The organism is Thermomicrobiales bacterium, assembly GCA_023954495.1.
GTDB lineage: Bacteria > Chloroflexota > Chloroflexia > Thermomicrobiales > CFX8 > JAMLIA01.
In genome coordinates this window covers 22,752-29,158 of the sequence record JAMLIA010000038.1, presented here as the reverse complement: position 1 = coordinate 29,158, position 6,407 = coordinate 22,752, and the positions used below count along the sequence as shown (strand labels likewise).

6 protein-coding genes are annotated in these 6,407 nt (G+C 61.2%); 1 reads left to right on the top strand and 5 read right to left on the bottom strand.

The features are described from left to right. The first annotated feature begins 38 nt into the window (after positions 1–38). Positions 39–1,601, top strand: coding sequence for a helicase-associated domain-containing protein (locus tag M9890_09025; GenBank protein ID MCO5177094.1), 1,563 nt, complete (start codon positions 39–41; stop codon positions 1,599–1,601). Here M9890_09025 and M9890_09020 read toward each other — a convergent pair. The 5 genes from M9890_09020 to M9890_09000 all read right to left on the bottom strand — a co-directional run bounded on the left by M9890_09020 (position 1,566) and on the right by M9890_09000 (position 6,355). Next, positions 1,566–2,195 carry a hypothetical protein gene (locus tag M9890_09020; protein ID MCO5177093.1) on the bottom strand — a complete coding sequence of 210 codons (630 nt, stop codon included), beginning with the start codon at positions 2,193–2,195 and terminating at the stop codon, positions 1,566–1,568. The genes M9890_09025 and M9890_09020 overlap by 36 nt on opposite strands. 9 nt (positions 2,196–2,204) lie before the next feature. Then, positions 2,205–3,338: an inositol-3-phosphate synthase gene (locus M9890_09015; GenBank protein ID MCO5177092.1), complete on the bottom strand. Its 1,134-nt coding sequence runs from the start codon at positions 3,336–3,338 to the stop codon at positions 2,205–2,207. 186 nt (positions 3,339–3,524) lie between these two features. Further along, a complete protein-coding gene (locus M9890_09010; GenBank protein MCO5177091.1) occupies positions 3,525–4,586 on the bottom strand; it encodes an SPFH domain-containing protein in 1,062 nt (353 codons plus the stop codon). A gap of 44 nt (positions 4,587–4,630) precedes the next feature. Further along, on the bottom strand, positions 4,631–5,344 hold the full coding sequence (locus M9890_09005) for a PspA/IM30 family protein (GenBank protein MCO5177090.1): 714 nt from the start codon (positions 5,342–5,344) through the stop codon (positions 4,631–4,633). A 54-nt stretch (positions 5,345–5,398) separates the two neighbouring features. Beyond that, a complete protein-coding gene (locus tag M9890_09000) occupies positions 5,399–6,355 on the bottom strand; it encodes a DUF4178 domain-containing protein (GenBank protein ID MCO5177089.1) in 957 nt (318 codons plus the stop codon). Positions 6,356–6,407 lie beyond the last annotated feature (52 nt).

Here is a 6,407-nt window from a genome sequence, read left to right as displayed (position 1 = left end):
CATTTTTGGCGTCTGGACGCTGAAACCGATGGTTTGGAATGCCGCAAAGCCAGCTACTCTTCAGGCGCGATGGGCGCTTCCATGTCACTGCTGGAGAAGGTCGCGAACAGATCGCCGACCTGGTTCGCCAGTGCGCGGAGCTCACAACCGTCGTCGCTGGTGATTATCTGTTCAACCTCTCGGAAACTGCGCTCTGGGGCGCGGCGGCACGCGGCGCGCAAAGCGCGCAAATCATCGCCGAACTCGATGCGGCTAGCGCGGTGCCACTACCCGCAGGCATAGCGACTCGCATCGCAAGCATCATGTCGCGGTGGGGGCGCCTGCGCCTGGTCCGCTACGATGGCGAACTGCTGCTTGCTGGTGATGATCCTGCCTTGATTCGGCAACTAGAGCTTGATCCGAATCAGCGCGATAATGAGTGGGTGGCAACGATCAATCCCGACAACGTCGGAAGGATCAAGCTCGCGGCCATGTCACTGGGCTGGCCGATCACTGACCCGCCGTCCGCCCCACATCAGATCACGCCGTATCGATCCACAGCCCGATTGCGACCCTACCAGCAACAGGCCGTAGAAGCGGTCATGCGCGGTGGATCGGGACTCGTCTTGCTTCCGTGCGGTGCCGGAAAGACGGTTGTCGGCGTCGCGGTTGCGGCGCGAGTCGGAGGGATGGCACTCGTCCTCACGCCATCACGCACGGTCTCTGAGCAGTGGCAGGCTGCATTCAAGAACACCACGACGGTTGGCGAGGAGAATGTCAGAGTTCACCCGCGCGTCATCGGCGGCGAGTCCGTCACGATCGTGACCTATCACGCGGCGACAGCCGGCAAGATTCGCGCAGCGCTCGTTCAGCATCCATGGGATCTGGTGATCTACGACGAAGTGCAGTCGCTCCCCGCCGACGTTTTCCGGCTGGCGGCGGGATTCCAATCGGCTCGTCGAATTGGCCTGACCGCAACGCTGGTCCGCGAAGACGGGCGTGAGCGCGAGATCATGGCCCTGGTTGGACCGGCACTGTTTGATATCTCGTGGTCCGAGCTTGAACGACAGGGCTGGATAGCGCCAGCGCGCTGCATCGAGGTCCGCATTCCGTACGCGCCGACGCCGGCAGAACGTGAGCGCTATCGCCTCGCGACGTTGCATCGCTTACTGCAACGCCATCGTGGTGAAGCGACGATCGTCGCTGGAACGCGGGTGGCATCTCTCCGCAGAGCCGGATCATCCGTCGGCTTCCCGGTGCTGGACGGAAGTTCCTCGGCGCAGGATCGCGCAGACCTGTACGAGCGATTTCGAAACGGCGATGTGCCAGTTCTCGGTCTTTCGCGAATTGGCTCGGTCGGTATCGACCTGCCGAACGCAGGAGTTCTCATTCAGATCTCGGGTACGTTCGGATCTCGACAAGAAGAAGCGCAGCGACTTGGACGCTTGCTGCGTCCGGCAAGTGGAAAGACGGCGTCGTTCTACCAACTGGTCAGCGTCGGCACGGCTGAGGAGGGGTACGCGCAACGTCGGCAGCGATTCCTCGTCGGTCAGGGGTATCAGTACGAGTTGCTGAACGCCGGTGATTTACCGCGTCCTGGCACGGAGGATTTCGTCTCCTAACGTCGCGTCTGCTGGCATGGTCCACAGTGCTCGTAGCGGCATCCACTGGTCGACATCGCGCTGAATCAGCCGTTCCATGGCCCGCAGCGCATGGTAGCGATCAGTCGGCCAGACGAACGCTCCTTCAACATTGACCTGCAGATCGTGCCCACCGGGGCGCAAAACCACGCTTGCGACGCCAACCTGCGCCTGTTCTGAAATGTCCAACGCTAGCATCGCCGGACCGCGAAAAAGCGCTTCTGGCTGAGTGTCGGAGTCCGTCGCATCGATCCAGCATAGCGACAGGTTCGTGCCGCAAACCTGCTGGAGCGCCTCCCGATACCACGGCACAGCACCGAGCGACGCCACGAGCCAGATATCGATCACCCCCGACAGCTCACCCTGCACAGAGGCGACCGGCGGCATTGCTGCGAGGCGGGCCAGCCGACCTGCATGCGCATCAATGTCCCGCACGACGCGTTGCACGGGTTCGGAATCTGCGTGCTCGTGGAGGACATACGCAAGGTTGGTGGCCAGATAGCGTCGCTGAGAAAACTTACCGGGCCGACGGCGTGCGCGATCGCGCAGCGCTCTTGCGGCCCGGCTCAGTGACATCAGAAAGGGCTAGCTTTCCGCGGCATCCTCGGACGCGGCCGCCGCCTGCTTGGCGTTGGCACTGGTCCGATTCTGCGCGATGAACTCCTCGACCTTATTGTGGGCGATGTCGTCGTGATATTGCTCCGGCGGGGACTTCATGAAGTAGGACGACGGAGCCAGCAGTGCGCCGCCGATGTTGTTGTCCAGCGCCAGCTTGGCGCAGCGCACGGCGTCGATGACCACACCGGCTGAGTTCGGCGAGTCCCAGACTTCCAGCTTCAACTCCATGTTCAGCGGCACATCGCCGAACGTCGTGCCTTCGATCCGGATGTGGCACCACTTGCGGTCTTCCAGCCACGGCACGTAGTCGCTCGGTCCAACGTGCACGTTCTCGGCCGGCATCTCGTAGTCCATCTGCGACGTGACGGCGTTGGTCTTCGAGATCTTCTTCGACTCCAGGCGCTCGCGCTCAAGCATGTTCATGAAGTCGGTGTTGCCGCCGAAGTTCAGCTGATAGGTGCGGTCGATGCGGACACCGCGATCGGCGAACAGGCGGGTCAGGACTCGGTGCGTGATCGTTGCGCCGACCTGCGACTTGATGTCGTCGCCGATGATCGGCAGACCGCGCTCTTCGAAGCGCTTCTGCCAGTACTCTTCGCGTGCGATGAAGACCGGGATGCAATTGATGAATGCGCAACCCGCTTCAAGTACCTGCTCGACGTACCACTTTGTCGCCATCTCCGAACCGACCGGCAGGTAGTTAATGACGACGTCGGTCTTTGTCTCCTTGAGGACGTCAACAATGTTGACCGTCGATCCCGGTGCCTTGGTGATGATCTGCGACAGGTACTTGCCTAGTCCGTCGTGCGTCATGCCGCGCTGGACTGTCACCCCAAGATGCGGCACATCGGCGAATTTGTAGGTGTTGTTGGGCCCGGAAAAGATGGCCTCGCTAAGGTCCTTGCCAACCTTCGCTGCATCAACATCGAACGCCGCTGAGAACTCGATGTCGCTGATGTGGTAGCCGCCGAGGTCGACGTGCATCAGGCCCGGGACAAACTCATCAGGATTTGCGTTCTGGTAGTACTGGACGCCCTGGACAAGCGACGAGGCGCAATTGCCGACGCCGATAATTGCTACCCGGATCTTTCGATCTGCCACCCTGTTTACTTCCTTCACTGACGTTGTGTGCTGGGCAGCCCTCGCCCTCGTTGGCTCGGCACTGCGCTTGCCAAGGTCAACTGTTACCTGGGCAAACAGATGAATTCTAGGCTCAAATGCAGAAATCGGCCAATCAGGCCGCGCAACAGCACGGCTTGATTGGCCAAATTCGAAGGTATAAGGACACTAACTCGTTGTCAGTTCCGTCCCGCAGTTCTTGCAGAAGCGCGAGCCAGTCTCATTGTCCGTCCCGCACTTCGGGCAGGTGAGGCCGGTCGAGAGTCCGTGCCCGCAGCTAGGGCAGAACTTCGCTCCGGCAGGAACCGGCTTGCCGCAATTTGGGCAGAAGCTCTGCCCCGCCGCTGATTGTGCGCCCTGCTGGCCGCCGCTCATCGATTGCCGCAGTGCGTCGGCCATCGCCGCTCCGATGCCGATGCCCGCGCCAAGTCCGGCCCCTTCGGCGAGGTTGCTACCCTGGCCACCGCCGTCGCCGCCTTGTCCGCCGATGCCGCCGATCGCCTGCGCTGCCTGGTACTGCGTGTAGGCCTGCATGTTGCCGATCGCACCCATTGAGCTGCGTTGGTCGATCGCCTTCTGCACCTCCTCAGGGGGAGTGATGGCACCGATCTGGAATGTGCGCAGTTCCAGACCGAGTCGGTCGAAGTCGTCCGACAGGCTGTGCAGGGCGAGTGTCGCCAGATCGATCGTCTTCGCTTGCACGTCCAGCAGCGACGTTAACGTTTCGCCCATCATGTCGTTGAACTCGTTGATGATGACCGAGCGCAGGAACTCCTCGATGTCGTTGGTTGTGTAGGTGCCTTGGGTGCCAACGATCTGGTTGACGAAGAGCTGAGGATCCTTCACCCGCATCGAGTAGGTACCGTGAGCACGGATGCGGATCATGCCGAACTCAGTGTCGCGAAAGAGCACCGGCTGTGGCGTTCCCCACTTGAGATCGGTGAACTCGCGCATCATCACGTAGTACACCTCGGCGCGGAACGGACTCCTGGAGCCGAACGGCAGGCCGAGAATGCCGGTCAGAAGCGGGATATTCGCCGTCGAGATCGTGTGGCGACCAGGCGCCAGGATATCCAGTGCCTTCCCGTCGCGCACAAAGACCGCGCGCTGGGATTCGCGGACCACGCATTGCGATCCCAGGCGGAACTCGCCCGAACCGTACTCGGGGATGCGATGAACGATCTCATTTGGTCGCTCGTCGGCGTATTCGATCAGGTCGAGAATGGCCAAGAGGATCGCCTCCTACCGTTGGCAGATGGTTCGCTGGGTCACCACTAGTTCGAAGACGACCCGTCCGTCGCCGAACCTGTGCCGAGACTGCGCGGCTCGTCGCCCGAGTTGCGTGCCTTGAGCGCGGCAAGCTCGCTCTCGATATCTTCGTCGCGGTCGAGCTGCTGGAACTGATAGTCCAGATCATCGCCCTGCAGCTCGCCCATCGCCTCCGTCTTGGATTCCTCCATGCGGATGCGCTTTTCCATCCGGTCGAGCTCGCTGAACGAGTCAAGGCCCGGCAGCGAGGAGATCGTGTCTTGAATCTTGCGCTGGGCCTGTGTCGCCTTGTGGCGAGCGATCAGCACGTTGCGCTTCGATTCGGCTTCATCGCGCTTGGCCTGCAGCATCGTCAGCTGCTGCTTCAGCTTGCTGACCATCTCCTGCTGCGAATTCAGCTGCTGCGCATAGACAGTGCCGATGCTCTCGGAGTCGCGCTTGCGACGCAGGGCCTCGCGGGCGAGGTCGTCCTTGCCGGCGCCAACGGCCAGCTCGGCGCGCCGGTTCCACTCGCCGGCTTCGCGCTGTGCATCACGCAGCTCGGCCTCAAGCTCTTTCTCCTGCGCGATGGTCGCGGCAACCTGCGAGCGCGCATCGTTGATGCTTGAATCCATTTCGCGCAGCAGCTCGTTGAGCATCTTCTCGGGATCTTCTGAGCGATCGAGCAGATCATTGATGTTTGCGCGGATAAGCCTGGTCATGCGGTCGAGAATAGCCATCTGCGTATTCCTCCTCTACGAACGATTCAACCCTGTGCCCCGGAGAACGAAGTATTAACGCTGGAAGATTTCCACGTCACGCTGATCGATTGCTATACCGACAAGCACCAATCGCTGCGCACCCCAATCATAAATGTGCAAGACCTTGTTCTCGGACGCGTACATGAGAAAGCGGACATGTCGATCCGCTTCACCTTGTCGGCCCTCGACCTCGCTGCTACCTTGCTCGTCACGCTGCAACTGGAACGTCTGCTCGTCGATCGTGACCGACTTTCCTAGCGTGCCCTGATTCAGCATGCCTTCTTCGAGCCAGTACATAGCCGCGCGTTCGCCACCGACGACGGCAAGCCACTGCTTGTCATCGCCACCACGAAGCTGGAATGCGCGACTCTTGCTGTTGGCGAACTCAGCTGTGACATGACCAATCACGACGTAGTCCGTGCCGTTGTGCGAGACTGCGTCGCCTGTCTGCAGTTGCATCGCTTGCGGTGCGGCCGGCTTGTCGGGCTGGAGCACGGCCAGCATGTCCTTTTCCGGGATAGGCTTGCCGGCGTGGATGATCTCCGATCGTGTATCGAAACGTGCGCTGACCTGCTGGATCGTCGTACTCAACTGCTCTGCTGCGGACTTGAACGACGAATCAGATGGCGATGCGGCCTCCAGTGCTGCCACGTCGCGTTCGACATCGGGAACATAGTCAGCCAGCGCGCTGTCAAACGCCGCAATCTGGTCGAGCACCGTTTCGTCCACTTCGTCGTTGGCGAAGAGGGGTGAATAGCCGTAGGTCGCCGTTCGCACACGATCGAGGAAGGAGCGTAGGTCAGTGAGCGGACGATTGATGACGCCGATAGCTTCGAGCTGCCGCTCGTCAGCCAGCCGGTTCGCGAGGCGACCAAGGCGCTCGGCCTGCTGGCCGAAGTCGGCCTCGATCTTGTCGCGAATAGCACGATCACTGTCGCGCCGACGTTCCTTTTCACGGTAGCCAGCGTAACCGGGTACTCGGTCGAGCATTCGGTCAAGCCTGCCGCCTCTGGACATCTTCGTCCTCCCGTCAGCGTCATCC